We start from the raw sequence: 25,117 nt of genomic DNA on the forward strand, positions 1-25,117 counted from the left end.
GTCGCGGGAGTCGGTGGAGGCGGGGCGGCTGGGGGCGGTGCGGAAGCTGGCGGCCGGGTACGGGGCGGCGGTGCTGCTGAAGGGGTCGACGACGCTGGTCGCCTCCGGCGGCTGCGCCGTCCGGGTGAATCCGACGGGGAGTTCGTGGCTGGCCACGGCGGGGAGCGGGGACGTGCTGTCCGGGCTGGCCGGGTCGCTCCTGGCGGGCGGGCTGTCCGGCGCGGACGCCGGTTCGGTGGCGGCGTACCTCCACGGCCTGGCGGCCAGGCTCGCCGGCGGCCCCCTCCTGGCCCACCAACTGGCCGAGGCCCTCCCACCCGCCTGGCGCAACGCAACCCGCTCACCCCGGGGCTGAATCTTCAGCCCGTCCGGCGTTCGAGGACCGGGTCGGGGCAGAGCCCGGGAAACGGTGAAGGGGCGGGGCGGGGAGGAGGCGCCGCGCAGCGGACCACGCGCCTCGATCACCGGCGGGGCTGACAGGCGGCGCACGGTGGGGGTTCTGAGAGACTGGGGGCGATGAACGAGACACCGACGCGCGTGTACGCCGAGATCGATCTTGACGCCGTACGGGAGAACGTGCGCGCACTGCGCGAGCGGGCGCCCCGGGCCGAGTTGATGGCCGTGGTCAAATCGAATGCCTACGGGCACGGAGCCCTGGCCTGCGCCAGGGCCGCCCAGGAGGCCGGTGCCACCTGGCTCGGGACCGCCACCCCCGAAGAGGCGCTCGCGCTGCGCGCCGCCGGGATCGAAGGGCGGATCATGTGCTGGCTCTGGACCCCCGGCGGGCCCTGGCGGGAGGCCGTCGAGGCCGACATCGACGTGTCCGTCAGCGGTATGTGGGCCCTCGGCGAGGTGTGCGAGGCCGCCCGCGCCGCGGGCCGGACCGCGCGGATCCAGCTCAAGGCCGACACCGGCCTCGGCCGCAACGGCTGCCAGCCCGCCGACTGGGAGGCGCTGGTCGGGGCGGCCGTCGCCGCCCAGGCCGAGGGGATCATCCGGGTCACCGGGGTCTGGTCGCACTTCGCCTGCGCGGACGAGCCCGGCCACCCCTCCGTCCAGCTCCAGCTCGCCGCCTTCCGCGACATGCTGGCGTACGCCGAGAAGGAGGGCGTCGAGCCCGAGGTCCGGCACATCGCCAACTCGCCGGCCACCCTCACGCTGCCCGAGTCCCACTTCGACCTGGTGCGCTGCGGAATCGCCGTCTACGGGGTCTCGCCCGCGCCCGAACTCGGCACCCCGGCCCAGCTGGGCCTGCGGCCCGCGATGACCCTCAAGGCCTCCCTCGCGCTGGTCAAGACCGTCCCCGCCGGGCACGGCGTCAGCTACGGCCACCACTACGTCACCGAGGCCGAGACGAACCTCGCGCTGATCCCGGCCGGCTACGCCGACGGCATCCCGCGCAACGCCTCCGGGCGCGGCCCGGTGCTCGTCGCCGGCCGGATCCGCCAGGTCGCCGGGCGCGTCGCCATGGACCAGTTCGTGGTCGACTTGGGTGCGGACCACGCCCGCGTCGGCGACGAAGCCGTCATCTTCGGGGACGCGGAACGCGGTGAACCCACCGCCGAGGACTGGGCACGAGCGGCGCACACGATCGCGTATGAGATCGTCACCCGTATCGGTGGACGTGTGCCCCGGGTGTACCTGGGCGGCTGAGCGAGCGGAGTGAGGGCGGCGGCGTGAGCGAGAACTGGCGCAAGGCCGGCTGGGCCGGCGCCGCCATCGGCGTGATAGCCGCGGGCGCGGCGGCCGGTGTCGCGGTCGAACGGATCACCGTCGGGCGCGGCATGCGCAGGAAGGCGCGCCTGGCACTCGACGCCGCCGGGGACTACGGCGCCCTGCGCGGCACCGAGGGGACCTGCCGGGCCGAGGACGCCACCGAGCTCTACTACGAGGTCGAAGAGCTGCCCGAGGAGGGCAAGCGGCGCCGGCTGCGCCGAAAGGCCGCACCGCCGGCCACGGTCGTCTTCTGCCACGGCTACTGCCTCAGCCAGGACTCCTGGCACTTCCAGCGCGCCGCCCTGCGCGGAATGGTCCGGGCGGTCTACTGGGACCAGCGCAGCCACGGCCGCAGCGCGCGCGGCCTCGCCCAGGCGGACGGCGAGCCGCTGACCATGGAGCAGCTCGGGCGCGACCTGAAGGCCGTCATCGACGCCGCCGCGCCCGAGGGACCGCTGATCCTCGTGGGTCACTCGATGGGCGGAATGACCATCATGGGATTTGCCGAGCAGTTCCCCGAGACCGTGCGCGAGCGCGTGGTCGGCGTGGCCCTGGTCGGGACCTCCAGCGGCCGTCTCGACGAGGTGACGTACGGGCTGCCGTCCGTCGGGGTGGGCGCCGTGCGCCGGATCCTGCCGGGCGTGCTCAAGGCGCTCGGCTCGCAGGTGGAGCTGGTCGAGAAGGGCCGCCGGGCCACCGCCGACCTGCTCGCCGGCATGATCAAGATGTATTCGTTCGGCTCCCGTGACGTGGACCCGGGCGTCACGCGCTTCGCGGAGCGGCTCATCGAGGCCACCCCGATCGACGTGGTCGCCGAGTTCTACCCGGCCTTCCAGACCCACGACAAGACGTCCGCGCTCAGGCTGTTCGCCGACATCCCGGTCACCGTCATCGCCGGCGACAAGGACATGATCACCCCGCCCGGGCACAGCGTGGCCATCAAGGAGGCGCTGCCCGGCGCCGACCTCGTGGTCCTGGAGTCCACCGGACACCTGATGATGCTGGAGCGCCCGGAGACCGTGACGCGGCTGCTCACCGGGCTGCTGGCGCAGACCGGCGCGGTCCCGCTCCCCACACCGACTAACGTTGGCACGCATGGAAGAAGTACCGCTGGAAGCCCAGCGCAGCCAGGCACCGGCACCTGAGGCCGAGGACAGCACAGAGACCCGGATCACCGTCGGTTCGCCGGACGACATGCAGGAGTTGGGCCGCAGGATCGCCGTCCTGCTGCGTCCCGGCGACCTCGTCCTGCTGACGGGTGAGCTGGGAGCGGGCAAGACCACGCTGACCCGCGGCCTGGGCGAGGGCCTGGGCGTGCGCGGGGCCGTGACCTCGCCGACCTTCGTGATCGCCCGCGTCCACCCCTCGCTGACCGGCGGGCCCGCGCTGGTGCACGTGGACGCGTACCGCCTGGGCGGCGGGCTGGACGAGATGGAGGACCTGGACCTCGACGTCTCGCTGCCCGAGTCCGTGGTCGTCGTGGAGTGGGGCGACGGCAAGGTGGAGGAGCTTTCCGACGACCGCCTGCACGTGGTGATCGCGCGCGCGGTCGGCCACGAGGAGGTGCTGGACGACGTGCGCGAGGTCTCGGTGCGCGGGGTCGGGGCGCGCTGGACCGCAGGGGCCGGGCTGGACTCCCTGGCCGGTGCCCTCTCGGAGTAAGCGTACCGACAACTCGTCGGCAAGATATTGCGCTGGTGGCGGCCCTCGTGGTGACATGGTACCGAGAGTTTCTTAGGTATGCCTAAGTTCGGCGTCCGGGGTCCAGGAGGCAGCCATGTCGGCACCAGCAGGAGCACAGCGCGATCCCCGCCCGTCCGTCGTCTCCATGCGGACGCTGCTCGCCGCCGGAGTGGCCGCCACCGCCGTCTCGACGCCGCCCGCGCGCGAAGGCGTACCGGGCGGCCCCGAGGACGGCGCACGTGAAGAGGCCGCTCCGGAATCCGAAGCGGCCTGAGTCGCACGTACGGGTGAAGCGAGGGCGGTGCGGTCAGGGAACGACGACGACCTTCGAGTTGATCGTCGCGAAGGCCCACATCGCGTCGCCGTCGGCGCGCGTCATGCGGATCCCGCCGGTCTTCTTGGCCGCGTCGGGCGCCGGCGTCGCGCCGTCCAGACGGGCGCTGAAGCCGACCGCCACACCCTCGGCGGTGGCGAACCGCACGACGTGCTCGATCGGCACGCCGTCCGAGCCGGTGACCGAGCCCGAGCGCGAACCGACGAGGTAGGTGCCCGCCTTCGGGTGCACCGTGCTCGGCATCACCGTGAACGACTTCGGCTCCTGCGCGGCGTCGCCCACCAGCCACACCCGCTTCTGGCCCACCGAGTACACGACGCGCGTGCCCGTGCCGGAGCCCTCCGGGACGGGCACCGGCTTCGCCGGGTCCTGCTTGGCGGCGGGCTGGCTCGGGGCGGGGCCCGAGTTCTGCGCGGCCGCCTTCGGGGGGCGCGGCGGCGCCGTGGCGGAGGCCTGGTAGCCGAGGAAACCGACGGCGGCCACCGCCGCGACGGTGAGCCCGGCCACGATTCCCGAGCTGCTGCGTGCCACCTTGCTCCACCTCTCCGCGCTGACCGGTACGCCGGCCGACACCTCGACCGACACCTCGATCGACGGCTCGACCGATACCTCAGTGATCCCTCGGTCGAAAGGTAGCAGCCGCCCTCCTTTCCGACCGGCCGCAAGGGGCGCGGCCGCCGGAGTCGTAGGCTGTTCGCGTGCTCCTGCTCGCTGTAGATACCGCCACGCCCGCCGTCACCGTCGCCCTGCACGACGGCGAGTCCGTCCTCGCCGAGTCGAACCAGGTCGACGCCCGCCGCCACGGGGAGCTGCTGCTGCCCTCCGTGGACCAGGTGCTCGCCGAGGCCGGGGTGAAGCTCGACGCCCTCACCGGCATCGTCGTCGGGGTCGGCCCCGGCCCCTACACCGGACTGCGCGTCGGCCTCGTCACCGCCACCACCTTCGCCGCCGTGCTGGGCGTGCCCGTGCACGGCCTGTGCACGCTCGACGGCCTCGCGTACGCCGCCGGCGCCGCCGGGATCGAGGGCCCCTTCACCGTCGCCACCGACGCACGGCGCAAGGAGGTCTACTGGGCCCGGTACGAGGACGGGCGCACGCGCGTCGGAGAGCCCGCCGTGGACCGCCCGGCCGACATCGCCGAGCAGGTCGCGGGGGTGCCCGCGGTGGGCCAAGGCGCGCTCCTGTACCCCGAGGTGTTCCCGGACGCGCGCGGCCCCGAGCACCAGTCCGCCGCCGCGCTTGCCTCGCTGGCCGCGGAACGGCTGGCGGCGGGGGCCGACTTCCTGCCCCCGACCCCGCTCTACCTGCGCCGGCCCGACGCGCAGGTCCCCAAGAACTACAAGGTGGTCACCCCTCAGTGACCCCGGCGACCCCCCACACCGTGCGCGAGATGCGCTGGTGGGACATCGGGCCCGTGCTGGAACTGGAGCACGAGCTGTTCCCCGAGGACGCCTGGTCCGCCGGGATGTTCTGGTCCGAACTCGCCCACGCCCGCGGCCCGCACGCCACCCGCCGCTACGTCGTGGCCGAGGACGCGTCCGGCCGGCTCGTGGGCTACGCCGGGCTGGCCGCCGCCGGCGACCTGGCCGACGTACAGACCATCGCGGCCGCACGCGACCAGTGGGGGACCGGGCTCGGCGCCCGGCTCCTCACCGACCTGCTGCGCGCCGCCACCGCGTTCGAATGCGCCGAGGTGCTGCTGGAGGTGCGGGTGGACAACACCCGCGCCCAGAAGCTCTACGAGCGCTTCGGCTTCGAGCCCATCGGCTTCCGGCGCGGCTACTACCAGCCCGGCAACGTCGACGCGCTCGTCATGCGACTGACCGACCCCGCACAAGCACGAACTGAGAGCAGTGAGAGCAATGGCTGACGAACCGCTCGTCCTCGGAATCGAGACGTCCTGCGACGAGACCGGTGTCGGCATCGTCCGTGGCACGACCCTCCTCGCCGACGCGATCGCGTCGAGCGTCGACGAGCACGCGCGCTTCGGCGGCGTCGTGCCCGAGGTGGCCTCGCGGGCCCACCTGGAGGCGATGGTCCCCACCATCGAGCGCGCGCTGAAGGAGGCCGGGGTCAGCGCCCGCGACCTCGACGGCATCGCGGTCACCGCCGGGCCGGGCCTCGCGGGAGCGCTGCTGGTGGGCACCTCGGCGGCCAAGGCGTACGCGTACGCGCTGGGCAAGCCGCTCTACGGGGTGAACCACCTGGCCTCGCACATCTGCGTGGACCAGCTGGAGCACGGGCCGCTGCCGGAGCCGACGATGGCACTGCTGGTGTCCGGCGGGCACTCCTCGCTGCTGCTGGCCCCCGACATCACCTCCGACGTACGGCCGCTCGGCGCGACCATCGACGACGCGGCGGGCGAGGCCTTCGACAAGATCGCGCGCGTGCTGCAGCTGGGCTTCCCCGGCGGTCCGGTCATCGACCGGCTCGCGCGCGAGGGCGACCCGAAGGCGATCAACTTCCCGCGCGGGCTGACCGGGCCGCGCGACGCGGCGTACGACTTCTCCTTCTCCGGGCTGAAGACGGCCGTCGCCCGCTGGATCGAGGCGAAGCGGAACGCGGGCGAGGAAGTGCCGGTGCGCGACGTGGCGGCGTCCTTCCAGGAGGCCGTGGTGGACGTGCTGACGCGCAAGGCGATCCGGGCGTGCAAGGACGAGGGCGTCGACCACCTGATGATCGGCGGCGGCGTGGCCGCCAACTCCCGGCTGCGGTCGCTCGCGCAGGAGCGGTGCGACGACGCGGGGATCGTCCTGCGGGTGCCGCGGCCGAAGCTGTGCACGGACAACGGCGCGATGGTGGCGGCGCTGGGCGCGGAGATGGTCAAGCGGAACCGTGCCCCTTCCGACTGGGACCTGTCGGCGGACTCCTCGCTGCCGGTGACGGACCCGCACGTGCCGGGTGTCCACGGGCACGGCCACGGGCACGCTCACGACCATGACCACGTGCACGAGCTGAGCAAGGACAACCTGTACTCATGAGCACCGTCGCGCTGATGTGGGAGGCCCGGGCCGCCGACGGCCGGGGCAACGAACTCCTGGAGTGGGCCCGGGCCCAGGTCCTCGCCCGGGAGCCGGTGCGCCGCGAGGTGTTCCGGGCCCCGCAGGACCGGGTGCTCGTGATCACGTGGTGGGAGGCGGCCGAAGGGGTATCGGCGGAACTCCCCGAACTGCCCGAACCCGCGGCCGACTTGATCACGCGGGCGGTGCACCGCTGGCGGTTCGAGTCGGTGGAGGTCGACGGGGGCTGACGGCGCCCTCCCGGCCCGTGCGTGGCCCCGGGCTGCGGCTATGGTCATGTGCATGCCTCGCCGTGACCTGCCGCCTCCGCCGCCGCCCGCGCACCTGCGCGCCTGGCTCGACGAGGGCCAGGTACGGGCCGACCGTGCGCGCTTCCTGCAGGACCTGGGCCGACGCAGCCTGGGCATCGGGCGGTTGCTGCTGCTCTGGGCCGTCGCGGCCGTCTTCGCCCTCGGCTGGTCCTTCGTCGGCATGGCCCTGGGGGCCTTCGAGGCGGGCGACCCGGTCTCCTTCGTCCTCGGACTCGTCTTCCTCGTGGTGGGCGCCGGCGTGCTGATCCCGGCCGGCTTCTGGTTCGCCTGGGGCGCCCGGCGCGACCGCGAGGTGCGGCGGCTGCTGTGCGCGTGGGGCGAGGCGGGCCGCGACCCGGCCGTCGACGCCCGGATGCGCGCCCCGGGCCGGAGCCTGACCTGGCTGCTGACCTCCTGCGGACTGGGCGCGGCCGGGCTGTGGGTGACCTTCGGCGTCGCCGTGTCGGCCCGCCCGGGCGAGGAGACGTACGCCGAGGTCGCGTACTACATGGGCCTGGGCATGATCCTGTGGATCACCGCCCTCCTCGGCGCCGCCAAGGCGGCCGCCCACTACCGCTGGGCACTGCGCGCCGTCCGCCCGGCCCGTACGGCGTAGCCCGGAGGCACGCCACCGCTCAGGCGTCGCCGCCGGCGGGGCGTCCGATCAGCATCGACGGGGCGCCGGCCACGCGGGTCAGGAAGACCGTCGCCGAGTTCGGGCCCTGTGGTTTGACCTTCCTGCGCAGTTCCTCCGGCTCGATCGCCGAGCCGCGCTTCTTCACGGTCAGGACGCCGACCCCGCGCTCGCGCAGCAGGGCCTTCAGCTTCTTCAGGCCGAAGGGCAGCACGTCGGTGATCTCGTACGCGGTCGCGTACGGGGTCGCGCGCAGCTCGTCGGCGGTGACGTAGGCGATGGTCGGGTCGATGAGCCGGCCGTCCAGCTGCTCGGCGACCTCGGCGACCAGGTGGGCGCGGATGACGGCGCCGTCGGGCTCGTAGAGCCAGCGGCCGACCGGGCCGGCCGGCGGATCGGGCAGCGGATCGGCGGTCCGCAGTTCGCGCGGCCCGGGCAGCAGGGTGGCGCGCACGGTCCCGGGGGCGGTCCCGAACCAGAGCACCGCCTCCTTGACGTCACCGTGGTCGGAGATCCACTCGGCCTCGGCCTCCCCGGGCACGGCTTCGTGCGGGATCCCGGGAGCGATCTTGATGGCCGCGTACTTCGCCGTACGGGCGGTGGCGACGGCCCAGGACAGCGGCGGCGAGTACGACTCCGGGTCGAAGACCCGGCCGCGCCCCCCGCGCCGGGCCGGGTCGATGAAGACGGCGTCGTAACCGGAGGTGTCCACCTCGGTCACGTCCGCCTCCCGGACCTCGATCAGGTCCGCCAGCCCCAGCGCCTCGGCGTTGGCCCGCGCGACGGCGACGGTCAGCGGGTCGCGGTCCACCGCGAGCACCCGGATGCCGAGCCGGGCCAGGGCGAGGGCGTCGCCGCCGATGCCGCAGCACAGGTCGGCGAGGCTGCGCACGCCGAGGGCCGCGAGCCGCTCCGCCCGGTACGAGGCCACGGACGCGCGGGTGGCCATCTCGCCGCCGCCGGGCGTGAAGTACATCCGGAAGGCGTCCACGGCGCCGAACTTCGCCACCGCGCGCTGCCGCAGCCGGGCCTGCCCGAGCGCGGCGGACACGAGCCCGGCGGGGTGCTCGCGGCGCAGCCGGGTGGCCACGGCCAGCTCCTGGGCGGGGTCGTAGTCGCGGAGCGAGTCGAGGAGGGCGCGGCCCTCGGGGGTGAGGAGGGCGGCGAAGTCTTCGGGGGTCACGGGTCCATTGTCGGCGACGGGCCGGATCCGGACCGTGTGGGCCAGTCGAAGGAAGGTGGGACCGCGTTCGCGGTGTCTTCCGGGGAGTCCGTGTGTCGGGTGCCAGGATGCGCTGCTATGCAGCTAGTACGACAAAAGGGAAATAAGTCGCAACAGGGTCACCGGTACGCGGCAGGTCCGCGCGGCCGGTTCGGGGTGGCCGTCGCAGCCCTGCTCGTCGCCGCCCTCGGAACGGCCTGCGGATCCGGGGACTCCGGGCCGGACAAGGCCGCGAAGGAGAAGGCCGCCAAGGCCGCCGAGGCGGGCGCCGCGGGTGCGCTCAGCGCCGCCGAGAAGGCCAAGGCGGCCCAGCAGGCGCGCGTCGTCGCGGCGAAGAAGTGGGGCCTGCGCAAGGTTCCGCTCGCCGCTCCGCCCGCGCCGAAGGAGAAGCCCGAGATCACCACGCGCGACGGCTTCGAGGTGGAGGACCAGGAGGAGTACCCCCACGTCTTCACCACCGTCCCGACCGAGGACAAGGTCGTCTTCCTGACGATCGACGACGGCTCGGAGAAGGACCCCCAGTTCCTGAAGATGATGCAGGAGCTGAAGATCCCGTACACGGCCTTCCTCAGCGACTACGTCGTGCGGGACAACTACCCGTACTTCAAGCAGATGCAGGCGGCGGGCGTGACGCTCAACAACCACACGCTCAACCACCGCTACATGCCGGGCCTGTCGTACGAGCAGCAGCGCGAGGAGATCTGCGGTCAGCAGGACACCATCCAGAAGCAGTTCGGCAAGCGGCCGACCCTCTTCCGGCCGCCGTACGGCAACTACAACCAGGACACGCTGCGCGCGGCGAAGTCCTGCGGCATCAAGGCCGTCCCGCTGTGGAACGCCGAGGCGTTCACGAACCGCATGGACTACCGCGAGTGGGACCGGGACCTGCACCCCGGTGACATCATCCTCACGCACTTCCGGGGCAAGGAGGACTGGAAGGGCACGATGCCTGACATGATCCGTCATGTCATGAAGACCGTCACGGACAAGGGATACGCCGTGGCTCGCCTGGAGGATTATCTGTGAAGCACGCGCGCCGGTTGGTAGCCGGAACGCTGGCGGCCGGCGCGCTCGCGCTGTCCCTGACGGGGTGCGGGGACGGCGTGGACCCCACCGAACGGCTGGGCCGCAAGACGCAGGAGACGCAGGGGACACCGGAGTCGAAGCAGCCGACGGGAGCCGGTTCCGCCGCTCCGTCGGGGACACCGTCCGCGCCGGGGTCCGCCTCTGACGAGGCGTACAGGAAGTGGGGGCTGACGGCCCCCCTCTCCTTCGCGCCGAAGCCCGCCCAGAAGCCGCAGATACCGAAGGCGGCCCCCGGCAAGGTCCCGGTGGTGGACCGAATACCCGTCCCGGCCGGGGAGAAGACGGTCTTCCTGACCTTCGACGACGGCGCGGAGAAGGACCCCGAGTTCCTGAAGATGGCGGCCGACCTCAAGCTGCCGATCAGCATGTTCCTCACGGACAGCGTGGCCGCCTCGGACTACGGGCACTTCGAGAAGCTCCGCGACAACGGCTCCGCGAGCACGATAAACAACCACACGCTGACGCACCCGAACCTCCGCACCCTGCCCTTCGAGGGGCAGAAGAAGGAGATATGCGGCCAGCAGGAGCGTCTGGAGAAGCGCTTCGGCACGCGCCCGCCGCTCTTCCGCCCGCCCTTCGGCAACTACAACGACGACACCCTCCGGGCCGCCTCGGAGTGCGGTGTCTCGTCCCTGGTCCTGTGGCGGGTGTCGATGCAGATCAACAACTTCCAGTACGCCGACGGCTCCGCCCTCCGCCCGGGCGACATCATCCTGGCCCACTTCCGCGGCCCGTCGGAGCTCAAGGGCGCGACGGAGACCCAGATGACCACGCGCATGCTCCAGCGGATCCAGGAGCAGGGCTACCGCATAGGCCGCCTGGAGGACTACCTGTAGCCGGGCGCGCCGCTCTCCACCCGCACCACCGGGGTGATCGTGGTTTCCACCGGACCGCGGGTGTCCGCCTCGCGCTGGCGTTCCGCGCTGTCGCTGATGCGCAGGAGCAGGGCGATCATGATCCAGTTGGCCAGCAGCGACGAGCCGCCCTTGGCCAGGAAGGGCAGTGCCTTGCCGGTCAGGGGGATCAGGCCCGTCACGCCGCCCGCGACCACGAAGACCTGCAGGGCCAGCGCCGAGGCCAGGCCGACCGCCAGCAGCTTGCCGAAGGGGTCGCGGGCGCCGAGCGCCATCCGCAGCCCCCGCTGCACGAGGAGCGCGTAGAGGATCAGGACGGCCATGACCCCGGCCAGGCCGAGCTCCTCCCCCACCGTGGTCAGGATGAAGTCGCTGCGCCCGGCGAACGCGATCAGCTCGGGATGGCCCATGCCCAGGCCCGTGCCGGAGACGCCTCCCGTGCCGAAGCTGAACAGCGCCTGCGCCGACTGGTCCGAGGTGACCCCCGGCGGCCGGTTCTCCCAGTAGTACGACAGCGGGTTGAGCCACGCCGCCACGCGCGCCTTGACGTGCGGCTCCGTCGAACCGACGACGAAGGCGCCGGCCGAGGCCATGACCAGGCCGCAGACGATCCAGCCGGTGCGCTCGGTGGCGACGTACAGCATCACCACGAAGACGCCGAAGAAGATCAGCGAGGTGCCCAGGTCGCGCTCGAAGACCAGCACCAGCATCGAGACGATCCACACCGTGACGATCGGCCCGAGCTGGCGCATCGGCGGCAGCCGCATGCCCAGGAACCTGCGGCCCGTGAGCGCCAGCGAGTCCCGGTGGATGACCAGGTACCCGGCGAAGAAGACCGCGATCATGATCTTCACGAACTCGCCGGGCTGCAGCGAGAAGCCGAAGAGTTTGATCCAGCGCTTCGCGCCGTAGGTGTCCGCGCCGAAGAAGGCCGGCGCGATCAGCAGCACCAGCGCGACGGCCATCGTGATGTAGATGAACCGCTGCAGCAGCCGGTGGTCGCGCAGCAGCGCCAGCACCAGGAGGCAGGCGGCGACCCCGACCACCGTCCACATCAGCTGCCCGGGGGCGTTCGCGTCCGAGTTGTAGCGCTCGATGTAGCCCTGGTCGAGGCGGTGCAGCAGCACCAGCCCGAGCCCCGTCAGCAGCATCGCGAGGGGGAGGACCAGCGGGTCCGCGTAGGCCGCGAAACGGCGCACGCCCAAGTGCCCGACCAGTGACAGCAGGGTCATGCTGATGGTGAAGCCGGCGAGGTCGGGCGGCAGCTCGGCGTTCATGGCGATGCCCGCGGCGGCGTGGCCGAAGACGGCGATGGCGATGACGAAGGCCAGGAGCAGCGCCTCCGTGCGGCGGCGGGCGCCGGCCGTGGTCAGGGGTTTCAGTCCACGCACGGGATGCCGCCACCGTCCTTGGGGGCGGACGGGGAGGGCGGTGAGGGCGGCGGCGGTGACGACGGGGGTGCCGTCTCCGCCGACGGCGGGGGTGACGCGGGTGAGGACGCTGCGCCAGGGCCGGGGGAAGCCTTGGGTCCGATCTGCTCGGCAATGAGGCGCTTTATCTTCATATCATCTACGACGTTGATGTCCTCCCCATGGTTCCTTCCGGAGCCTTCGACGGGAAGGGTCGTGAAGTGCGCCTTCCCTCCGGGACAGGGTCTTCACCTGCTTCACGAAGGCCGGCAGATCCCAGCCGGCGTGGCGTCCACGATGCCGTCCCGCCGCCGCCGGCGGCGGCCGAGGGCGTCGCGGGTGGCCGAGGTCAGCGCCCAGGCCGGGAACGCGAAGCCGGTCAGGCCCAGGCCCATGGGCGCGAGCGAGGTGAGGAGGTCCGGCCGCACGGCCCTGTCGGCCGACGGCCCGCTGACGAGGGAGGCCACCGGTGCCTTCGGCGGGGTCTCGAAGCGGCCCTCGATCTCGATCCCGCGGATCGTGAACGATCCGTCAGAGGCGGTGAAGGATCCCGTGCAGGTGGCCTCCGGGTCCCCCTCCGAGTCCTCCTCCCACGTGCACCGCTCCGCGCGGAAGCCGCCCTCCACCCCCGTCAGCTGGGTCACCAGCCGCGGCACGGACAACGCGAACGCGAAGATCCCGAAGGCGAGGCCGACGGCGATCGGGATGGCGTGATGCCAGCGCACCCCGGAGTTTGTCCTGGTCATGCGGTGGAGAGTAGTGATCCCGAACGTTCGTACGTCCTGGTTTTCGCAGTTCCGGGCCCGGTCCGCGCAACGCCCGACGGCCGAGAATTGGCACTCCGCTTGACCGAGTGCTAATCGCCGGAATAGTCTCGCACCTGGCACTCGCCCCTGGTGAGTGCCAACACAGCGACAGGCAGATCCGGCACCCGCGACGACGGATCGACCTGGTCGCCACCTCAGACAGTTAACCCCGGATCTCCGAAGGGGGAGGTCGGATCGTGACGACCGCCAGCTCCAAGGTTGCCATCAAGCCGCTTGAGGACCGCATTGTGGTCCAGCCGCTCGACGCCGAGCAGACCACGGCCTCCGGCCTGGTCATCCCGGACACTGCGAAGGAGAAGCCCCAGGAGGGCGTCGTCCTCGCGGTGGGCCCGGGTCGCTTCGAGGACGGCCAGCGTCTCCCGCTGGACGTCACCGTCGGCGACATCGTGCTCTACAGCAAGTACGGCGGCACCGAAGTGAAGTACAGCGGCGAGGAGTACCTCGTCCTCTCGGCTCGCGACGTGCTCGCGATCGTCGAGAAGTAATTCTCTTCATCAGTACTGCTTTGAGCTGCGCCCCTGGTCACCCCGCTGATTGCCGGGCGGCGAGGGGCGCAGCTCGTTAAACCCGAGTTTTCGAGAGGGCTGAACCGCTCCCATGGCGAAGATCCTGAAGTTCGACGAGGACGCCCGTCGCGCCCTCGAGCGCGGCGTCAACAAGCTTGCCGACACGGTCAAGGTGACGATCGGCCCCAAGGGCCGCAACGTCGTCATCGACAAGAAGTTCGGCGCCCCCACCATCACCAACGACGGTGTCACCATCGCCCGCGAGGTCGAGCTGGACGACCCGTACGAGAACCTGGGCGCGCAGCTCGTGAAGGAGGTGGCGACCAAGACCAACGACATCGCGGGTGACGGCACCACCACCGCCACCGTGCTGGCCCAGGCGCTGGTCCGCGAGGGTCTGCGCAACGTCGCCGCGGGCGCCTCCCCGGCCGCCCTGAAGAAGGGCATCGACGCCGCGGTCAAGGCCGTCTCCGAGGAGCTCCTCGCGACCGCCCGCCCGATCGAGGACAAGTCCGACATCGCCGCCGTGGCCGCGCTCTCCGCGCAGGACCAGCAGGTCGGCGAGCTCATCGCCGAGGCGATGGACAAGGTCGGCAAGGACGGTGTCATCACCGTCGAGGAGTCCAACACCTTCGGCCTGGAGCTGGAGTTCACCGAGGGCATGGCCTTCGACAAGGGCTACCTCTCCCCGTACATGGTCTCCGACCAGGAGCGTATGGAGGCCGTCCTCGACGACCCGTACATCCTGATCAACCAGGGCAAGATCTCCTCGATCCAGGACCTCCTGCCCCTGCTGGAGAAGGTCATCCAGGCCGGCGGCTCCCGCCCGCTGCTGATCATCGCCGAGGACGTCGAGGGCGAGGCGCTCTCCACCCTCGTCGTCAACAAGATCCGCGGCACCTTCAACGCGGTCGCCGTCAAGGCCCCCGGCTTCGGTGACCGCCGCAAGGCGATGCTCCAGGACATGGCCACCCTCACCGGTGCCACCGTCATCGCCGAGGAGGTCGGCCTCAAGCTCGACCAGGCCGGTCTGGACGTACTGGGCTCCGCCCGCCGCGTGACCATCTCCAAGGACGACACCACCATCGTCGACGGTGGCGGCAGCTCCGACGAGGTCGTCGGCCGCGTCAACCAGATCAAGGCCGAGATCGAGTCCACCGACTCGGACTGGGACCGCGAGAAGCTGCAGGAGCGCCTGGCGAAGCTCGCCGGCGGCGTCTGCGTCATCAAGGTCGGCGCCGCCACCGAGGTGGAGCTCAAGGAGAAGAAGCACCGCCTCGAGGACGCCATCTCGGCGACCCGCGCCGCGGTCGAGGAGGGCATCGTCTCCGGCGGTGGCTCCGCGCTCGTCCACGCCGTCAAGGTCCTCGAGGGCAACCTCGGCCTGTCGGGCGACGAGGCCACCGGTGTCGCGGTCGTGCGCCGCGCCGCCGTCGAGCCGCTGCGCTGGATCGCGGAGAACGCCGGTCTCGAGGGCTACGTCATCACCTCGAAGGTCGCCGAGCTCGACAAGGGCCAGGGCTTCAACGCCGCCACCGGCGAGTACGGCGACCTGGTCAAGGCCGGCGTCATCGACCCGGTGAAGGTCACCCGTTCCGCGCTGGAGAACGCCGCCTCCATCGCCTCCCTGCTGCTCACGACCGAGACCCTGGTCGTCGAGAAGCCGGCGGAGGACGAGGGCGACGCCGGTCACGGCCACGGTCACGGCCACAGCCACTGATCGCGCACCCCGCAGAGAAGGCCCCGTTCCGCAGCTGCGGAACGGGGCCTTCCCCGTGGTTCGGCCTCGGGCCTCAGGATCCGTAGGGCATTCCGGACCCGCCCATCTGGCGCTGCAGTGCTCCGGGGTTGTAATGCCACCACCCCTCGACGATCTCTCCGTCCAGGCACCGGAAGGTGGTGGTCCCGGACATCTCGTACGTCTTCCCGGTCGGTGCGACCCCCATGAACATCCCCTTGTGGGTGCCGCGCCAGTTCCACACCGTCGTGACCATGTCGCCCTCGGCCAGCTGGGCCGTCGGCTCGAAGGTCATGTCGAACGCCGCGCGCCACGCCTCCATGTCCGACCGCATGGTTTCGCGTCCGATGGCGGTGGGCTCCTCCTTGCTGACGTCGTGGTCGATGTAGTTCGTCGCGAAGCACTCGTCCATGACGCTCATGTCGCCGGCCATGGCGGCTTCCTGGAACACCCGGTTCACGAGCTGCTTGTTGAGGTGCTCGTCGCGGACCACATCGAGGTTCATGAACTTCGGCATTCCCTCGCAGAGGGCCACCATTTCCTGGAACATCCGGTCCGTCTCGGGGAGTTGAGAGTTCTTCATCGCCTCCTCGTACGAGGCGAACTCCACCATGTCCACGTAGTGGTGCCGGGCCTCGCGGTCCTGGCCGATCATCGTGTGCGTGGCGGTGCGCCTGCCGCTGCTCTGCTCCGCCCAGCGGTCGATGAGCGCGTTCATCTCATCGAACCGCGTGGTCTCGTAATCGATCACTTGTACGAATGTCATCGCGTCGCCTCCCGCTGGAGATGGGACATGTCCATTTTAGGGAGGGTTCACCCGTTCGGCGGCTCGGTGGCGGGAAGACCGGCGGGTCACGAACGCTACTGGGGCCCGTACTTGCGGCCCGTACGCGAGGACACCCCGCCCAGCAGTCCGCGCGGTGTCAGTTTCACCACGCCCATCAGCGCCTTGTACCGCGGGTCCGGGACCGACACCGTCTTCCCCCGCGCCAGGTCGGCCAGGGCCGCCGCCACCAGCTTGTCGGCGTCCAGCCACATCCAGCCGGGGATGTTGTCCGTGCCCATGCCGGCGCGCTGGTGGAACTCCGTGCGGACGAAGCCGGGGCACAGCGCCATCAGCCGCACCCCGGACCCCGCCAGGTCCCGTGCCGCACCCTGGGTGAACTGCACGACCCAGGCCTTGCTCGCCCCGTACGTGCCGCGCGGCACGAAGGCGGCGACCGAGGCCACGTTGATCACGCCGCCGCGGCCGCGCGAGCGCATCGACTCCGTGGCCGCCGAAGTCAGCCGCAGGACCGCCTCGATGTGCACCTTCAGCATGGTCAGCTCGTCGGCCATGGAGACCTCGAGATAGCGGCCCTTGTTGCCGAAGCCGGCGTTGTTGACCAGCAGGTCCACCGGGTGCGTACGGTCGCCGAGGCGCTGCTCCACCGCCGCGATCCCCTCCTCGGTGGAGAGGTCGGCGGCCAGCGCCTCGGCCTCGATCCCGTGCCGGTCGTGCAGCTCGGTGGCCTGCTCGCCGAGCCGTTTGGTGTCGCGCGCGACCAGCACCAGGTTGTGCCCCTGGGCGGCGAGCCGCCGGGCGAAGGCGGCGCCGATGCCCGCCGTGGATCCCGTAATCAACGCAGTCGTCATAGGCGCAACCTAGCCGCCCCGGGTGACGGAGCTACCGCGCCCCGGCGCCGGCCCCGTGCTTCTCCATGTACAGGCGCGCCCGCTCGTGGGCCGCCGGTTCCATCGCCGCCCCCGCCGCCAGGGTGCGCGGCAGCAGCGCGCGCTCGGTGGTGAAGGCGCGGAACCACAGCTCCACCGTCACGTCGTGGTCCGGCCGGTGGATGATCTCGACCGGGTCGCCGGGGGAGACAGTGCCCTCCCGGATCACCCGCAGGTACGCGCCCGGCCGGACCACCTGGGTGAACCGCTTGACCCAGCCGGTCTCGCCCATGACCCCCTGGAAGGTCCGGCAGGGGATGCGGGCCGAGGCCACTTCGAGGACGAGCTCCGCGCCGACCCGCCAGCGGTCGCCGAGCCGCGCGGTGTTCAGGTCGATGCCGGAGGTGGTGAAGTTCTCCCCGAAGGTCCCGCCGGGCAGCTCGCGGCCCAGCTCGCCCTCCCACCAGTCCAGGTCCTCGCGCGCGTACGCGTAGACGGCCTGGTGGTCGCCGCCGTGGTGGCGCCGGTCGCAGACGGCGTCGCCCTCCAGGCCGCTGCCGAGGCCGGTGGCCTTCGAGCCGGGGGTCCGGACGCGGACCGGGCCGGGGACGGGGCGCTTGCCGATGCCCGTCACCCCGCCCTCGGCGTCGGTGCAGTCGACGGCCGTGGCGCGGCCGAGGTTCACGGAGATCAGTTGCATGGTGCCCATGGGAGGACACGCTAGCGGCGAGCGGGACCCAAAGCGTCCCGGAGACATTCACGCAGCAGTCAAAGCAGGCCTTATGCTCGAAGGGTGATCGAGGCACGTCATCTCCGCGTTCTGCGCGCCGTCGCCGGAACCGGTTCCTTCTCCGCCGCCGCCCGCGAGCTCGGCTGCACCCAGCCCGCCGTTTCCCAGCAGATGAAGGCGCTGGAGCAGTCGGCCGGCACGCCGCTGCTCATCCGCACCGGGCGCGAGATGCGGCTGACCCAGGCCGGTGAGGCCCTGGTGCGGCACGCCGCGGGGATCCTGGCCGGGCTGACCGCCGCCGAGGAGGAGGTCGCGGCCATCGCCGGGCTGCGCGCCGGCCGGGTCCGGCTCGTGTCCTTCCCCAGCGGCAGCTCCACGCTGGTGCCGACCGCGCTCGCGGCGATGCGCGCCGAGCACCCGGGCACCCGGATCTCGCTGGTCGAGGCGGAGCCGCCGCGCTCGGTGGAGATGCTGCGCGAGGGCGACTGCGACCTGGCACTGGCCTTCCGCTACGGCGGGGCCGCCGGCTCCGCCGCGGAGTGGGAGGACCTCGTCGTGCGGCCGCTGCTGACGGACCGGCTCGTCGGGCTGGTCCCGGAGGGGCACCGGCTGGCCGGGGCGGAGCGCGTGGGCATGGGGGAGCTGGCCGACGAACCCTGGATCGCGGGCTGTCCGCGCTGCCGCCGCCACCTGGTGGAGGTGTGCGAGGCCGTGGGCTTCACCCCGCGCATCGACTTCGCCACCGACGACTACCCGGCGGTGGTCGGCCTCGTCGGCGCGGGGCTGGGCGTCGCGGTGCTGCCGGAGCTCGCGGTGGAGTCCGTACGGGCCAAGGGCGTGAGCACGGTCGTCGTGGAGCCGGCCGTCGAGCGGGAGGTCGTGGCGCTGACCCTGCCCGACCTGGCCCGGGTGCCGGCGGTGGCCGCGACCCTGGCCGAACTGGAGCGGGCCGCCACGCGCTGACGGCCCGCGCGCAACCGGCCGTACGCACACACTCGAGCGGGTGCGTACGGCCGAACGCGTGAATTCCGGGCCCGGCGGCGACACGCCCGGATGTGAAAGTGATCGGAAGAAACGTTCCTTCGGGCGTTTCGGCGGACGCTCAGTCCGGAGCGATCGGACCGATCGCACTCGACGCGGGGATCAGACGGTGCCGGGCGCGACCCATCAGCTCTTCGCGTTCGTCCTCGGTCAGACCTCCCCACACTCCGTAGGGCTCGCGGACGGCGAGTGCGTGCGCGGCACATTCCGCGCGGACCGGGCATCGCATGCAGACCTCTTTAGCCGAGGCCTCGCGCGCGCTCCTGGCCGCGCCCCGCTCGCCTTCCGGGTGGAAGAAGAGGGAGCTGTCGACCCCGCGGCAGGCAGCCAGCAGCTGCCAGTCCCAGAGGTCGGCGTTCGGGCCGGGGAGGCGGGAGAAATCTGCCATTGGTAGTCCTCGTTGGTGCCGGTACTGAGGCGGATACGGTCGATGTCTCCAAGGGTCTCCACACCTACTGTCGGAGTAGATGTAAATATGACTCATTGGGAATCTAGCCTCAGACACGTGCCAAACGGAAGGAAAGCCGCCAAATAGGGCATAGCTCCAGATGGAGGACGCATGACTTGTGGCGTCGCCGCCGTGATCGCTTCCTCACGTAGAGTGCCGAAGGTGTCCGTCCGACCCGTAACTCTTTCGAGTGACCATCGTTGAGAGTGCGAAGGCGGTTGAACCAATAAGTTCTCGGACAGGTGTCCGGGGGCATCGACCGCACAGGTGACGATACGTACCAGCCTGGAGGCTCAAGGTGACGCGCATCAGCAGCTGCGGAGGGCGGTCATGACATCCGTCCTCGTCTGCGACGACTCCCCGCTTGCCCGAGAGGCGCTCCGTCGCGCGGTTGCCACCGTGCCCGGCGTCGAGCGTGTGACGACGGCGGCCAACGGCGAGGAAGTCCTCCGCCGCTGGGGCGCCGACCGCTCCGACCTGATTCTGATGGATGTACGGATGCCGGGGCTCGGCGGCGTGGAGACGGTCCGCCGACTGCTCTCGGCCGACCCCGGTGCCCGCATCATCATGCTGACGGTCGCCGAGGACCTGGACGGCGTGGCCCTCGCGGTCGCCGCCGGCGCCCGTGGTTACCTGCACAAGGACGCCTCGCGCGCCGAACTGCGGGCCACGGTCACCCAGGCCCTCGCCGACCCGACCTGGCGACTGGCCCCGCGCCGGCTCCGCTCGGCCGAGATGGGCGCCGCGCCCACGCTCACCGCGCGCGAGATCCAGGTGCTGGAGGGCATGAGCCACGGCCGGTCCAACGCGGAGATCGGGCGCGAGCTCTTCCTCTCCGAGGACACGGTCAAGACGCACGCCCGCAGGCTGTTCAAGAAGCTCGGCGCCTCGGACCGGGCGCACGCGGTGGCACTCGGATTCCGCTGGGGTCTGGTCCGCTGACCCGCTGGTCGTGGCCGGGCCCGGCCCGGTCCGCCGCAGACCGCGGACCGTCGAGAGCGGTCCCGTCCGCCACGGGCGGACGGGGCGGCGCGCCGCCCTCGTTTTCGGTGTAGCCCTGTCCCGCCGTACCCGGTGCGCACCCGGGGATTGGCGGGGCACAATCCGGGGGACGTCTCGCTTCGTGCGCGATGCCGCATCCTTGAGGGTGTGGAGTCTCTCGGAGACTATTCGGCCGAGCGGGAGGGGAGGGCGCAGATGACGAGCTCAGGCGCACCCGCTCATAACGCTTCGATGCACAACAAGGGCCACGGTGCCGCGGATGCTCCGGCGCCAAGGCACCATGGATTGATGCGCGACGACGAGGCCCTGGGGTCACCCGCGGCCACAGGCCCCACCGGCGCCGCCAAAGGCGGCAGTGCCGGGGGCGTCAGCGCGCTCGTACGCCGGGCGGTCGAGGGTGACGAACAGGCCACGCACGACCTGCTCGCCTTCGTGCACCCCCTCGCGATCCGCTACTGCCGCACCCGGCTGTCGCGGCTCCCGGGTGATGCCCGCCACTTCGTGGAGGACCTGGCGCAGGAGGTCTGCGTCGCCGTCCTGATGGCCCTGCCGCGCTACCGCGACACCGGACGGCCCTTCGAGGCCTTCGTCTTCGCCATCGCCGCGCACAAGGTCGCCGACCTGCAGCGGGCCGCCATGCGGCACCCGGGCAGCACGGCCGTGCCCTCCGACGAGATGCCGGAACGGCCCGACGACTCACTGGGTCCGGAGGAGCGGGCGCTGCTCAGCAGCGACGCCGCCTGGGCCAAGAAGCTGCTGGCCAACCTTCCGGAGAACCAGCGCGAGCTCCTCGTCCTGCGGGTGGCCGTCGGGCTGACCGCGGAGGAGACCGGGCAGATGCTCGGAATGTCCCCCGGAGCCGTGCGCGTGGCACAGCACCGGGCACTCAGCCGGCTGCGGGCGCTCGCCGAGCAGTAGGAACTGTCGTAGGAAGCGACGAAACTTCTGCTTGACCTTGGTCGTGGAATGAGACGCGTCGGTATCCCGTTAGCATGGACATCCGCGCTGAGCAAGACCATTTGGGAAGGTGTCATGACCGCCGACGGAGTGCCCGACAAATTCGCCACGCTCGGACTGACCTACGACGACGTGCTGCTGCTGCCGGGCGCGTCGGACATGTCGCCTGATGCGATCGACACCTCTTCCCTGATCTCGCGGAACGTCCGTGTGAACGTTCCCCTGCTGTCCGCGGCCATGGACAAGGTCACCGAGGCCCGGATGGCCATCGCGATGGCCCGCCAGGGCGGCGTCGGCGTGCTGCACCGCAACCTCTCCATCGCCGACCAGGCCAACCAGGTCGACCTGGTCAAGCGCTCCGAGTCCGGCATGGTCACCGACCCGATCACGGTGCACCCGGACGCGACCCTCGGCGAGGCCGACCAGCTCTGCGCGAAGTTCCGCATCTCCGGCGTCCCGGTCACCGACGCCGCCGGCAAGCTCCTCGGCATCGTCACCAACCGCGACATGGCCTTCGAGTCGGACCGCAGCCGCCAGGTGCGCGAGGTCATGACCCCGATGCCGCTGGTCACGGGCAAGGTCGGCATCTCCGGCGTGGACGCCATGGAGCTGCTGCGCCGCCACAAGATCGAGAAGCTTCCGCTGGTCGACGACGCGGGCATCCTCAAGGGCCTCATCACGGTCAAGGACTTCGTCAAGGCCGAGAAGTACCCGAACGCCGCCAAGGACAAGGACGGCCGGCTGCTCGTCGGCGCGGCCGTCGGCGTCGCCGGCGACGCGTACGACCGCGCCCAGGCCCTGATCGAGGCGGGCGCCGACTTCATCGTCGTCGACACCGCCCACGGCCACTCCCGGCTGGTCGGCGACATGGTCGCCAAGATCAAGTCGAACTCCACCGTCGACGTCATCGGCGGCAACGTCGCCACCCGCGACGGCGCCCAGGCGCTCATCGACGCCGGCTGCGACGGCATCAAGGTCGGTGTCGGCCCCGGTTCCATCTGCACCACGCGCGTGGTCGCCGGCATCGGCGTCCCGCAGGTCACCGCGATCTACGAGGCCTCGCTCGCCGCCAAGGCGGCCGGCGTCCCGGTCATCGGCGACGGCGGCCTGCAGTACTCCGGCGACATCGCCAAGGCCCTGGTCGCCGGCGCCGACACGGTGATGCTCGGTTCGCTGCTCGCGGGCTGCGAGGAGTCCCCGGGCGAGCTGCTCTTCATCAACGGCAAGCAGTTCAAGTCCTACCGCGGCATGGGCTCGCTCGGTGCGATGCAGTCCCGTGGCGACCAGCGCTCCTTCTCCAAGGACCGCTACTTCCAGGAGGGCGTGGGCGGCGACGACAAGCTCATCCCCGAGGGCATCGAGGGCCAGGTCCCGTACCGCGGCCCGCTGTCCGCGGTCGTGCACCAGCTCGTCGGCGGCCTGCGCCAGTCGATGTTCTACGTCGGCGGCCGCACCGTCCCCGAGCTGCAGGACCGGGGCCGCTTCGTGCGGATCACCTCGGCGGGGCTCAAGGAGAGCCACCCGCACGACATCCAGATGACGGTGGAAGCACCGAACTACTCCCGCAAGGGATAGCGGCCGCCGCAGAGGGGCGGGCCCGGATGACCGGGGCCCGCCCCTTCGGCGTGGGGGCCGGTCGTCCGTACAGCGGTCACCGGAACGCGGGCCCCCGGGGTTCGGGGATACTGGACGGGCAGACCCAGAGGAAAGGCCACCACACGTGACTGAGATCGAGATCGGGCGCGGCAAGCGCGGCCGCAGGGCGTATGCGTTCGACGACATCGCCATCGTCCCGAGCCGGCGTACCCGGGACCCGAAGGAGGTCTCGATCGCCTGGCAGATCGACGCGTACCGCTTCGAGCTCCCCTTCCTGGCCGCCCCCATGGACTCGGTCGTCTCCCCGCAGACCGCGATCCGCATCGGCGAGCTCGGCGGCCTCGGCGTGCTGAACCTCGAAGGCCTGTGGACCCGGTACGAGGACCCGCAGCCGCTGCTCGACGAGATCGCCGAGCTGGACGAGGATGCCGCCACGCGCCGCCTCCAGGAGATCTACTCTGCGCCGATCCAGGCCGACCTGATCCGCCAGCGGATCAAGGAGGTGCGCGACTCGGGCGTCGTCACCGCCGCCGCGCTCTCCCCGCAGCGCACCGCCGAGTTCTCCAAGGCGGTCGTCGACGCGGGCGTGGACATCTTCGTGATCCGCGGCACCACCGTGTCGGCCGAGCACGTCTCGGGCGCCGCCGAACCGCTGAACCTCAAGCAGTTCATCTACGAGCTCGACGTCCCGGTCATCGTGGGCGGCTGCGCCACCTACACGGCGGCCCTGCACCTGATGCGCACCGGCGCCGCGGGCGTTCTGGTCGGCTTCGGCGGCGGCGCCGCGCACACCACGCGCAACGTGCTCGGCATCCAGGTCCCCATGGCGACCGCCGTCGCGGACGTGGCCGCGGCCCGCCGCGACTACATGGACGAGTCCGGCGGCCGCTACGTGCACGTCATCGCCGACGGGGGCGTGGGCTGGTCGGGCGACATCCCGAAGGCCGTCGCCTGTGGCGCTGACGCCGTGATGATGGGCTCCCCGCTGGCCCGTGCCACCGACGCGCCCGGCAAGGGCAACCACTGGGGCATGGAGGCCGTCCACGAGGACGTGCCGCGCGGCAAGAAGGTCGACCTGGGCACCGTCGGCACCACCGAGGAGATCCTCACCGGTCCCTCGCACACCCCGGACGGCTCGATGAACATCTTCGGCGCCCTGCGCCGCTCGATGGCCACCACCGGCTACAGCGAGCTCAAGGAGTTCCAGCGGGTCGAGGTGACGATCGCGGACTCGCAGCACAGCCGCTGACCGCTCCGCCCGTACGCCGGAGGGCCGGCACCCCGTGTGGGGTGCCGGCCCTCCGGCGTACGCGGTGCGGCCCGGTCAGTCGCCCATCTTCTTGGCGGCGCCGAAGGCGGCGAAGCCGCCGATCCCGAGGAAGACGTAGGACATGAAGTCCGCGCTCTCCTTCCAGAGGTCGTTCAGGCCGCCGATGCCGATCTCGCTGAGCACCTCGCCCACGCCGACCTTGCCGTAGTCGGCGATCGCCAGCGCGATGAAGAAGAGCTGGCCGAGGTAGACGGCGCCGAGGGAGAGCGCGGCGGCGACCGCGGGCAGGACCGGGTTGCGGCCGCCGATCTTGCCGGCGGCGAGGCCGACGAGGAGGCCGACGCCGATCGCCGCGTAGCCGATCTCGCGCTCGATGGCGTTCATGATGCCGCCGTACGCGCCCGCCGCGACGAGGGCCGCGACGACGGCCGCGACGATGCCGAGACCGATGTTGCCGGTGCGGGCCGGGGCCGGGGCGGGCGCCGGGCTGAAGGAGTCGGGCGCGGGCGGCGTGAAGTTCTGGCTCATTGGGAAATCCCCCCCAGGGATGCGCGGGGCACACGTGTCCAGGGGGACGTATGTGCGAGATAAGTGATGCCGCAGGCTAGCAGCCGCGACGGACATTCACGGGGAGGATTTCCAGGCCGTCACAGGCGGTGGGCCGCGCCCACCGGGCTGGCGCCGCGGGTGTCCAGCAGCAACTGGGCCTTCACGGCAAGACCTTGCAGGTCATAGGTGCGGTGGTGCTGGAGCAGGATCGTCAGGTCGGCGTTGGCGGCGGCCTCGTACAACGATTCGGCGCGGGGGACCGGCTGGTCCCTGACCCGCCAGCCCGTGATGTACGGGTCGTGGTAGCTGATCAGCGCCCCGAGGTCGAGCAGACGGCTGGCGATCTCGCGGGCCGGGGAGCCCTCCTGGTCGGCGAGGTCGGGCTTGTAGGTGACGCCCAGGAGGAGGACGCGGGCGCCGCGGGCCGACTTGCCGTGCTCGTTCAGCAGGGTGGCGGAGCGCTGGATGACGTACTGCGGCATCCGGTTGTTGATCTCCTGCGCCAGGCCGACCATGCGCAGGGGGTGGCCGGGGGTGCGCGTGGTGTGGGGG

Annotated in this window: 29 protein-coding genes; 19 read left to right on the forward strand and 10 right to left on the reverse strand. The window is 71.5% G+C overall.

The window, feature by feature from the left end:
• The 5 genes from PV721_RS23445 to PV721_RS23465 all read left to right on the forward strand — a co-directional run.
• Positions 1 to 355, forward strand: a 355-nt coding sequence (locus PV721_RS23445; RefSeq protein WP_319727485.1) for an ADP-dependent NAD(P)H-hydrate dehydratase, incomplete at its 5' end; no start/stop codon positions are given.
• A 161-nt stretch (positions 356 to 516) separates the two neighbouring features.
• Positions 517 to 1,653, forward strand: a complete 1,137-nt coding sequence (gene alr, locus PV721_RS23450) for an alanine racemase (protein WP_319727487.1) — start codon at positions 517 to 519, stop codon at positions 1,651 to 1,653.
• Positions 1,650 to 2,861: an alpha/beta fold hydrolase gene (locus tag PV721_RS23455; protein WP_416371163.1), complete on the forward strand. Its 1,212-nt coding sequence runs from the start codon at positions 1,650 to 1,652 to the stop codon at positions 2,859 to 2,861. Before alr ends, PV721_RS23455 begins: the two co-directional genes overlap by 4 nt.
• The gene (gene tsaE / locus PV721_RS23460; RefSeq protein ID WP_416371161.1) at positions 2,812 to 3,378 is read left to right on the forward strand and encodes a tRNA (adenosine(37)-N6)-threonylcarbamoyltransferase complex ATPase subunit type 1 TsaE; all 567 of its coding nucleotides are present in this window, start codon (positions 2,812 to 2,814) and stop codon (positions 3,376 to 3,378) included. Before PV721_RS23455 ends, tsaE begins: the two co-directional genes overlap by 50 nt.
• Positions 3,379 to 3,493: 115 nt before the next feature.
• Positions 3,494 to 3,673 carry a hypothetical protein gene (locus PV721_RS23465; protein ID WP_319727490.1) on the forward strand — a complete coding sequence of 60 codons (180 nt, stop codon included), beginning with the start codon at positions 3,494 to 3,496 and terminating at the stop codon, positions 3,671 to 3,673.
• 33 nt (positions 3,674 to 3,706) lie between these two features.
• Here PV721_RS23465 and PV721_RS23470 read toward each other — a convergent pair whose 3' ends face one another.
• Positions 3,707 to 4,264, reverse strand: a complete 558-nt coding sequence (locus PV721_RS23470) for a hypothetical protein (RefSeq protein ID WP_319727491.1) — start codon at positions 4,262 to 4,264, stop codon at positions 3,707 to 3,709.
• A gap of 167 nt (positions 4,265 to 4,431) precedes the next feature.
• Between PV721_RS23470 and tsaB the strand changes: the two genes are divergently transcribed.
• Genes tsaB through PV721_RS23495 form a run of 5 tightly spaced genes read left to right on the forward strand, consistent with a single transcriptional unit; the run spans position 4,432 to position 7,659 of the window.
• On the forward strand, positions 4,432 to 5,094 hold the full coding sequence (gene tsaB / locus PV721_RS23475) for a tRNA (adenosine(37)-N6)-threonylcarbamoyltransferase complex dimerization subunit type 1 TsaB (RefSeq protein ID WP_319727493.1): 663 nt from the start codon (positions 4,432 to 4,434) through the stop codon (positions 5,092 to 5,094).
• A gap of 29 nt (positions 5,095 to 5,123) precedes the next feature.
• A complete protein-coding gene (rimI, locus tag PV721_RS23480; RefSeq protein WP_319727525.1) occupies positions 5,124 to 5,603 on the forward strand; it encodes a ribosomal protein S18-alanine N-acetyltransferase in 480 nt (159 codons plus the stop codon).
• Positions 5,596 to 6,714, forward strand: a complete 1,119-nt coding sequence (gene tsaD, locus PV721_RS23485; RefSeq protein ID WP_319727496.1) for a tRNA (adenosine(37)-N6)-threonylcarbamoyltransferase complex transferase subunit TsaD — start codon at positions 5,596 to 5,598, stop codon at positions 6,712 to 6,714. Before rimI ends, tsaD begins: the two co-directional genes overlap by 8 nt.
• On the forward strand, positions 6,711 to 6,983 hold the full coding sequence (locus PV721_RS23490) for a hypothetical protein (RefSeq protein WP_319727499.1): 273 nt from the start codon (positions 6,711 to 6,713) through the stop codon (positions 6,981 to 6,983). The genes tsaD and PV721_RS23490 overlap by 4 nt, the downstream gene beginning before the upstream one ends.
• Positions 6,984 to 7,035: 52 nt before the next feature.
• A complete protein-coding gene (locus tag PV721_RS23495) occupies positions 7,036 to 7,659 on the forward strand; it encodes a hypothetical protein (RefSeq protein WP_319727501.1) in 624 nt (207 codons plus the stop codon).
• A 19-nt stretch (positions 7,660 to 7,678) separates the two neighbouring features.
• Here PV721_RS23495 and PV721_RS23500 read toward each other — a convergent pair whose 3' ends face one another.
• On the reverse strand, positions 7,679 to 8,860 hold the full coding sequence (locus PV721_RS23500; protein ID WP_416371162.1) for a THUMP-like domain-containing protein: 1,182 nt from the start codon (positions 8,858 to 8,860) through the stop codon (positions 7,679 to 7,681).
• A 195-nt stretch (positions 8,861 to 9,055) separates the two neighbouring features.
• Here PV721_RS23500 and PV721_RS23505 point away from each other — a divergent pair, with 195 nt between their 5' ends.
• Positions 9,056 to 9,925: a polysaccharide deacetylase family protein gene (locus PV721_RS23505; RefSeq protein ID WP_319727503.1), complete on the forward strand. Its 870-nt coding sequence runs from the start codon at positions 9,056 to 9,058 to the stop codon at positions 9,923 to 9,925.
• Positions 9,922 to 10,821: a polysaccharide deacetylase family protein gene (locus tag PV721_RS23510; protein ID WP_319727505.1), complete on the forward strand. Its 900-nt coding sequence runs from the start codon at positions 9,922 to 9,924 to the stop codon at positions 10,819 to 10,821. The genes PV721_RS23505 and PV721_RS23510 overlap by 4 nt, the downstream gene beginning before the upstream one ends.
• On the opposite strand, the gene PV721_RS23515 is transcribed toward PV721_RS23510, so the two are convergent.
• Positions 10,812 to 12,230, reverse strand: coding sequence for an FtsW/RodA/SpoVE family cell cycle protein (locus PV721_RS23515; protein ID WP_319727507.1), 1,419 nt, complete (start codon positions 12,228 to 12,230; stop codon positions 10,812 to 10,814). The two genes, PV721_RS23510 and PV721_RS23515, sit on opposite strands and share 10 nt — an antisense overlap.
• Before the next feature lie 275 nt (positions 12,231 to 12,505).
• A complete protein-coding gene (locus PV721_RS23520; RefSeq protein WP_319727508.1) occupies positions 12,506 to 12,994 on the reverse strand; it encodes a hypothetical protein in 489 nt (162 codons plus the stop codon).
• 257 nt (positions 12,995 to 13,251) lie between these two features.
• Here PV721_RS23520 and groES point away from each other — a divergent pair, with 257 nt between their 5' ends.
• A complete protein-coding gene (gene groES, locus PV721_RS23525; protein WP_030011064.1) occupies positions 13,252 to 13,560 on the forward strand; it encodes a co-chaperone GroES in 309 nt (102 codons plus the stop codon).
• 112 nt (positions 13,561 to 13,672) lie between these two features.
• Positions 13,673 to 15,301: a chaperonin GroEL gene (gene groL / locus PV721_RS23530; protein ID WP_319727510.1), complete on the forward strand. Its 1,629-nt coding sequence runs from the start codon at positions 13,673 to 13,675 to the stop codon at positions 15,299 to 15,301.
• A gap of 73 nt (positions 15,302 to 15,374) precedes the next feature.
• Here groL and PV721_RS23535 read toward each other — a convergent pair whose 3' ends face one another.
• The 3 genes from PV721_RS23535 to PV721_RS23545 form a co-directional block, all read right to left on the reverse strand.
• Positions 15,375 to 16,085, reverse strand: a complete 711-nt coding sequence (locus PV721_RS23535) for an ester cyclase (RefSeq protein WP_319727512.1) — start codon at positions 16,083 to 16,085, stop codon at positions 15,375 to 15,377.
• Between the two features lie 95 nt (positions 16,086 to 16,180).
• Positions 16,181 to 16,954 carry an SDR family oxidoreductase gene (locus PV721_RS23540; RefSeq protein WP_319727514.1) on the reverse strand — a complete coding sequence of 258 codons (774 nt, stop codon included), beginning with the start codon at positions 16,952 to 16,954 and terminating at the stop codon, positions 16,181 to 16,183.
• A gap of 31 nt (positions 16,955 to 16,985) precedes the next feature.
• Entirely contained in the window at positions 16,986 to 17,672 is a 687-nt protein-coding gene (locus PV721_RS23545) for an MOSC domain-containing protein (RefSeq protein ID WP_319727527.1), read from the reverse strand.
• Between the two features lie 93 nt (positions 17,673 to 17,765).
• Between PV721_RS23545 and PV721_RS23550 the strand changes: the two genes are divergently transcribed.
• Positions 17,766 to 18,665 (forward strand): LysR family transcriptional regulator, encoded by a 900-nt coding sequence (locus PV721_RS23550; RefSeq protein WP_319727516.1) that lies wholly within the window; start codon positions 17,766 to 17,768, stop codon positions 18,663 to 18,665.
• Between the two features lie 139 nt (positions 18,666 to 18,804).
• Here PV721_RS23550 and PV721_RS23555 read toward each other — a convergent pair whose 3' ends face one another.
• Entirely contained in the window at positions 18,805 to 19,131 is a 327-nt protein-coding gene (locus PV721_RS23555; protein WP_030710411.1) for a WhiB family transcriptional regulator, read from the reverse strand.
• A gap of 390 nt (positions 19,132 to 19,521) precedes the next feature.
• On the opposite strand from PV721_RS23555, the gene PV721_RS23560 reads away from it, so the two are divergent.
• The 4 genes from PV721_RS23560 to PV721_RS23575 all read left to right on the forward strand — a co-directional run bounded on the left by PV721_RS23560 (position 19,522) and on the right by PV721_RS23575 (position 23,995).
• Positions 19,522 to 20,133 carry a response regulator transcription factor gene (locus PV721_RS23560; protein ID WP_003948568.1) on the forward strand — a complete coding sequence of 204 codons (612 nt, stop codon included), beginning with the start codon at positions 19,522 to 19,524 and terminating at the stop codon, positions 20,131 to 20,133.
• A 348-nt stretch (positions 20,134 to 20,481) separates the two neighbouring features.
• On the forward strand, positions 20,482 to 21,111 hold the full coding sequence (locus PV721_RS23565) for a sigma-70 family RNA polymerase sigma factor (RefSeq protein WP_030389108.1): 630 nt from the start codon (positions 20,482 to 20,484) through the stop codon (positions 21,109 to 21,111).
• Positions 21,112 to 21,225: 114 nt separating this feature from the next.
• Positions 21,226 to 22,725 carry an IMP dehydrogenase gene (gene guaB, locus PV721_RS23570; protein WP_319727518.1) on the forward strand — a complete coding sequence of 500 codons (1,500 nt, stop codon included), beginning with the start codon at positions 21,226 to 21,228 and terminating at the stop codon, positions 22,723 to 22,725.
• A gap of 145 nt (positions 22,726 to 22,870) precedes the next feature.
• Positions 22,871 to 23,995, forward strand: coding sequence for a GuaB3 family IMP dehydrogenase-related protein (locus tag PV721_RS23575; protein WP_319727520.1), 1,125 nt, complete (start codon positions 22,871 to 22,873; stop codon positions 23,993 to 23,995).
• 75 nt (positions 23,996 to 24,070) lie between these two features.
• Here PV721_RS23575 and PV721_RS23580 read toward each other — a convergent pair whose 3' ends face one another.
• A complete protein-coding gene (locus PV721_RS23580) occupies positions 24,071 to 24,544 on the reverse strand; it encodes a hypothetical protein (protein WP_319727521.1) in 474 nt (157 codons plus the stop codon).
• Positions 24,545 to 24,663: 119 nt separating this feature from the next.
• On the reverse strand, positions 24,664 to 25,117 hold a 454-nt coding region (locus PV721_RS23585; protein ID WP_319727523.1), incomplete at its 5' end, for a UDP binding domain-containing protein.

Origin of the sequence: Streptomyces sp. MB09-01 (assembly GCF_033794505.1) — a bacterium.
Taxonomy (GTDB): Bacteria; Actinomycetota; Actinomycetes; order Streptomycetales; family Streptomycetaceae; genus Streptomyces.

Bases quoted from the DNA above. Each gene is read 5' to 3' on its own strand.
- alr (WP_319727487.1), top strand. From the start codon at position 517: ATGAACGAGACACCGACGCGCGTGTACGCCGAGATCGATCTTGACGCC.
- tsaE (WP_416371161.1), top strand. From the start codon at position 2,812: ATGGAAGAAGTACCGCTGGAAGCCCAGCGCAGCCAGGCACCGGCACCT.
- PV721_RS23465 (WP_319727490.1), top strand. From the start codon at position 3,494: ATGTCGGCACCAGCAGGAGCACAGCGCGATCCCCGCCCGTCCGTCGTC.
- rimI (WP_319727525.1), top strand. From the start codon at position 5,124: ATGCGCTGGTGGGACATCGGGCCCGTGCTGGAACTGGAGCACGAGCTG.
- tsaD (WP_319727496.1), top strand. From the start codon at position 5,596: ATGGCTGACGAACCGCTCGTCCTCGGAATCGAGACGTCCTGCGACGAG.
- PV721_RS23490 (WP_319727499.1), top strand. From the start codon at position 6,711: ATGAGCACCGTCGCGCTGATGTGGGAGGCCCGGGCCGCCGACGGCCGG.
- PV721_RS23495 (WP_319727501.1), top strand. From the start codon at position 7,036: ATGCCTCGCCGTGACCTGCCGCCTCCGCCGCCGCCCGCGCACCTGCGC.
- PV721_RS23520 (WP_319727508.1), bottom strand. From the start codon at position 12,994: ATGACCAGGACAAACTCCGGGGTGCGCTGGCATCACGCCATCCCGATC.
- groL (WP_319727510.1), top strand. From the start codon at position 13,673: ATGGCGAAGATCCTGAAGTTCGACGAGGACGCCCGTCGCGCCCTCGAG.
- PV721_RS23535 (WP_319727512.1), bottom strand. From the start codon at position 16,085: ATGACATTCGTACAAGTGATCGATTACGAGACCACGCGGTTCGATGAG.
- PV721_RS23540 (WP_319727514.1), bottom strand. From the start codon at position 16,954: ATGACGACTGCGTTGATTACGGGATCCACGGCGGGCATCGGCGCCGCC.
- PV721_RS23545 (WP_319727527.1), bottom strand. From the start codon at position 17,672: ATGCAACTGATCTCCGTGAACCTCGGCCGCGCCACGGCCGTCGACTGC.
- PV721_RS23555 (WP_030710411.1), bottom strand. From the start codon at position 19,131: ATGGCAGATTTCTCCCGCCTCCCCGGCCCGAACGCCGACCTCTGGGAC.
- PV721_RS23560 (WP_003948568.1), top strand. From the start codon at position 19,522: ATGACATCCGTCCTCGTCTGCGACGACTCCCCGCTTGCCCGAGAGGCG.
- PV721_RS23565 (WP_030389108.1), top strand. From the start codon at position 20,482: ATGCGCGACGACGAGGCCCTGGGGTCACCCGCGGCCACAGGCCCCACC.
- guaB (WP_319727518.1), top strand. From the start codon at position 21,226: ATGACCGCCGACGGAGTGCCCGACAAATTCGCCACGCTCGGACTGACC.
- PV721_RS23580 (WP_319727521.1), bottom strand. From the start codon at position 24,544: ATGAGCCAGAACTTCACGCCGCCCGCGCCCGACTCCTTCAGCCCGGCG.